At 73.7% G+C, this 2,498-nt stretch carries 3 protein-coding genes; 1 reads left to right on the forward strand and 2 read right to left on the reverse strand.

The window, feature by feature from the left end:
• The coding region (locus D471_RS0119375; RefSeq protein ID WP_017600138.1) for a precorrin-6A/cobalt-precorrin-6A reductase at window positions 1-576 on the forward strand (576 nt) is incomplete at its 5' end.
• Between the two features lie 42 nt (window positions 577-618).
• Here D471_RS0119375 and D471_RS0119380 read toward each other — a convergent pair.
• Together D471_RS0119380 and cobC are read right to left on the reverse strand one after the other, a co-directional pair.
• Window positions 619-1,212: a Uma2 family endonuclease gene (locus D471_RS0119380; RefSeq protein ID WP_017600139.1), complete on the reverse strand. Its 594-nt coding sequence runs from the start codon at window positions 1,210-1,212 to the stop codon at window positions 619-621.
• Between the two features lie 58 nt (window positions 1,213-1,270).
• A partial coding sequence (gene cobC, locus D471_RS0119385) for an Rv2231c family pyridoxal phosphate-dependent protein CobC (RefSeq protein ID WP_017600140.1) occupies window positions 1,271-2,498 on the reverse strand: 1,228 nt, incomplete at its 5' end.

Here is a 2,498-nt window from a genome sequence, read left to right on the forward strand (position 1 = left end):
TTCGGGGGAGTGGCCGGGCTGCGCGCGGCGTTGGCCGACTACGACGCGGTGGTGGACGCCACCCACCCCTTCGCCCTCGGCATGACCGCCAACGCGGCGGCGGCCTGTACCGACGTCCCTCTGCTGCGACTGGAACGGCCGGGCTGGGACCCGGACCCGGCCTGGCGGTACGCCGACACCCACGAGGAGGCGGCGCGCCGGGCGGCGGCGCTCGGCGCGCGCCCGTTTCTCACGGTCGGCCGCCAGGAACTCGCCCGCTTCGTACCCGAACTGGGGCGGTGCGAGGTCCTGGCCCGGGTGGTGGACGTGCCCGACATCGACCTGCCCGACCCCTGGCGGCTGGTGACCAGCCGGGGTCCCTACGGTTTCGACGGCGAACTGGACCTGATGCGCGAGCACCGCTGCGACGTCCTGGTCACCAAGGACTCCGGCGGCACCTACACCTGGCCGAAGATGGAAGCCGCGCGGGAGCTCGGCGTCCCGGTCGTGGTGGTGCGCCGCCCGCCGGGCCCGCCCGGCGTCCCCACCGTCCACGACGTGGCCGCCGCGTTCGACTGGGTGGTTGCCCTGGGGTGATGAGGAGTCCGTCGAAGGTGGTTACAGGAGGCGTGGGCCAGGTCAGCGGATGAACCGGTTCTTCAGCTCGTCGGTGTCCAGGATGATCCCGCTGCCGGGGATCTCGGCCCTGTCGCCGTAGACGTGCCTTGATCGGTCCTGGTACGCACCGCGTTCGGGACGGGAGTGCACCACCACGGCGTTCACGTCGCGGTCGACCAGCAGGTAGGCGGGGATGCCGGTGGCGGCGTAGGCGGTGGGCTTCTCGATCCGGTCGCGGGCGTGGGTGTCGGCGTCCCAGGAGGTCACCTCGACGACGGCGAGTACCCCGTCGGGGTCGGCCCACTCGCCTTGGCCGTCGAAGTAGCCGACCGGGGCCAGAATGCCGTCGGGGCGCGCACGGCCGTTGCGGTAGGAGTCGATCTTCAGGCCTTGGCCCTGGATGAGGTCCAGGTCGGGCCGGTGCGCCACGAACTGGCGGAACAGCCACGTCAGGATGCCGTTGTGGTCTCCGTCGGTCACGCCTTCGGCCCAGATCTTCCCGTTGATGTATTCGAGTTTGACGTCTTCGCGTTCGGCGGCCAGGGCGATGGGCTCGAACTGCTGGACGGTGACGGACGGGTGAGCGGGCGGCGGGTGGTGGTCGGCGACGGTCATGATGGGCTCCTCCAGCGCATATCCTAGGCCAACTCGCGCCGCGGCACACGTACTCGTCTCAGGCGAGGGCGGTGAGCAGACGCCGGGTGGTGTCCGGGGGCCGGACAGCCACCCGTACCCAGGAGGGGTCCAGGCCGGGGAAGGTGTCGGCCCGCCGCACGGCCACGCCCCGGTCGCGCAGGAGCGTGTGGACCCCTTCCCCCACCCGGACCAGGACGAACGGCGCTCGGGACGGCACGAAGCCCAGGCCCGCCTCACGCAGCCCGGCCTCCAGGAACCCGCGCCAGTCCTCGAGTTCCTTGGCCCGGCGCAGCCCCTCCGCGTGGGCCTCGTCGGACACGCAGGCGACGGTGGCGGCGATCGCGGGCGCGGACACCGACCACGGCGTCTGCGCCCGGCCCAGCTCACCGAGCACGGCCCCGTCCCCGACGACGTATCCGGCCCGGATCCCCGGGATCGACCAGTGCTTGGTCAGACTGCGCACCACCACCAGCCCGGCGACCCGCTGACCCGTCAGCGTCTCCGGCTCGCCCGGTACGGCGTCCATGAACGCCTCGTCGACGACGACCACCCGCCCGGGCCGACACAGCCCGCGCAACGCCGAGGCCGGGTGCAGAACACCGGTGGGGTTGGTGGGGTTGCCGACCACGACCAGGTCCGCGTCATCGGGGACGGACCCCGGATCGAACGCGAACCCGTCCTCGGCCGCGCAGAGCACGCTCGTGACCGTGTGCCCGGCCTGTTCCAGGGCTGCGTGCGGCTCGGTGAACTGGGGGTGCACCACGACCGGCCGCCGCCACGGCCGCAGCCGCGCGATCAGGGTGAACGCCTCCGCCGCGCCCGCGGTCGGCAGGACCTCGTCGGGCCGCCGGTCGTGCCGACGGGCGATCGCGGCCCGGGCGGGCTCCGGGTCGGGGTAGACGGCGGAGCGCTCCAGGCTCTCGCGCAGGGCCCGGTCGAGCCAGGCGGGGCGCGCACCCGCGTAGACGTTGACGGCGAAGTCCAGCAGCCCGTCACGGGCCTCGACGTCGCCGTGGTGCCGCAGTGGGTCGGCCACCCCGCCGACGACGGAGTCCGGGCGGTGGGGCGGGGCCGGGGTAGGGGAGGAGGCCGCGACCGGGGCCGCCCGCACGGCGTCCGCGAACCGGGCCGCGAACCGGGGCTGCCCGGCCCAGTGGACGTGCAGGTAGGAGGCGTGCATGGTCAAGGAGGCGAACCCCTCCGGAATGCCGTCGACCTCCCACGCCGGACGGTCGCCGCAGGAGCCGGGGGTGAGGCGGGGGCGG

Source organism: Nocardiopsis lucentensis DSM 44048, from assembly GCF_000341125.1.
In the GTDB taxonomy this organism is placed as follows: domain Bacteria; phylum Actinomycetota; class Actinomycetes; order Streptosporangiales; family Streptosporangiaceae; genus Nocardiopsis; species Nocardiopsis lucentensis.

Bases quoted from the DNA above. Each gene is read 5' to 3' on its own strand.
- D471_RS0119380 (WP_017600139.1), bottom strand. From the start codon at position 1,212: ATGACCGTCGCCGACCACCACCCGCCGCCCGCTCACCCGTCCGTCACC.